1 protein-coding gene is annotated in these 1,611 nt (G+C 72.9%); it reads left to right on the top strand.

The window, feature by feature from the left end:
* Positions 1-1,611, top strand: a 1,611-nt coding sequence (locus ACWERV_RS36775) for a polyketide synthase dehydratase domain-containing protein (RefSeq protein ID WP_452941239.1), incomplete at both ends; no start/stop codon positions are given.

A 1,611-nucleotide genomic window follows, 5' to 3' on the forward strand; every position in this document is an offset into this window, starting at 1 on the left:
CACCACGGCATCCAGCACCTCGCTACCGAACACGCCGTCACCGCCTACCTCGAACTCGGCCCCGACCCCGTCCTCACCGCCAACATCACCACCACCGTCGGCAGTACCGACACAGGCGACCAGGCTGTGGCTGTCGCCGCTCTGCGCAAGGGCAGGCCCGAGGACGAGACGTTCCTCACCGCCCTCGCCCACCTGTGGACCACCGGAACCCCCATCACCTGGGACCACGCCCCGGCCCTCACCGGCGGCCGCACCACCGACCTGCCCACCTACGCCTTCCAGCACCAGCGGTACTGGCTCGAAGCCCCCGCGGTTGCCGGAGACGTGGCCGGTCTCGGCCAGGCCGACGCCGGACACGGACTCCTCGGTGCGGCCGTGGACCTGGCCGACGAAGGCGGTGCCGTCCTCACCGGCAGGCTGTCCCTCGCGGCCCAGCCCTGGCTGGCGGATCACATGGTCCTGGGCAGTGTCCTGCTGCCCGGCACCGCGTTCGTGGACCTGGCCGTCGCGGCCGGCGACCGCCTGGGCGCCGGACACCTCGAAGACCTCACCCTGCATGCCCCGTTGGTGATCACCGACGGCCAGGCCGTCCAGTTGCAGGCCACCCTCACCCCGGACGACGGCGGATACGCGCTGGCCGTGCACTCCCGGCCCGACGACGGGAACGGCCCCTGGGTCCGGCACGCCACCGGCCGCCTCACCGCCGGGGCACCCGAACCCGCCCCGTCCGGCAGCACCTGGCCCCCCACCGACGCCCGACCCGTCGACCTCGACGGTCTCTACGACCGCCTCGCCGCCCGGGGCTATGAGTACGGGCCGCTGTTCCAGGGTCTGCGTGCTGCGTGGCGTCACCCGGACGGGGGTGTCTCCGCCGAGATCACCCTGCCCGCCGATGACACCGCCACCGACACCACCGGGTTCGGTATCCACCCGGCCCTCCTGGACGCGGCCCTGCACGCCCTCCTGCTCACCGAGGAGGAGAGCGCCGCCGCGCAGGAAGGGGCCAAGCCGCCCGTACTGCTGCCGTTCGCGTGGAGCGGGGTCACCCTCCACGCCACCGGCGCGACCACCCTGCGGGTCCGCTGGACGACCACCGGGGAGAACACCCACGCCCTCACCGCCACCGACCCCACCGGCACACCCGTCATCACCGCCGACGCCCTCACCCTCCTGCCCACCACCACCGTCCAGACCACCACCCACAGCAACGACCTCTACCAGCTCACCTGGACCCCCACCCCCGACACCGCCGAGACCGACGCCCGTGAGCTGGTGGTCCTGGGTGTCGAGACCTTCGGCCTGACCGGCGTGGCCGTCCACAGCACCCTCGACGACGTCCCTGCGAACGCCCACGTGCTGCTCACCGTTCAGCCCTCACCCCCGGACGCCGACCCCGGTCACACCCACACGGTCCTCACCGACACCCTGGCCGTCCTCCAGGCATGGCTGGCGCACCCCGGCCACACCGACGGACACCTGACCGTCATCACCCGCCACGCCGTCACAACCCACCCCACCGACCCCGCCCCCGACCTCACCGCAGCAGCCGTCTGGGGCCTGGTCCGCACCGCACAGACAGAACACCCCGACCGCCTCACCCTCCTCGACCTC

Source organism: Streptomyces sp. NPDC004031 (assembly GCF_053604375.1).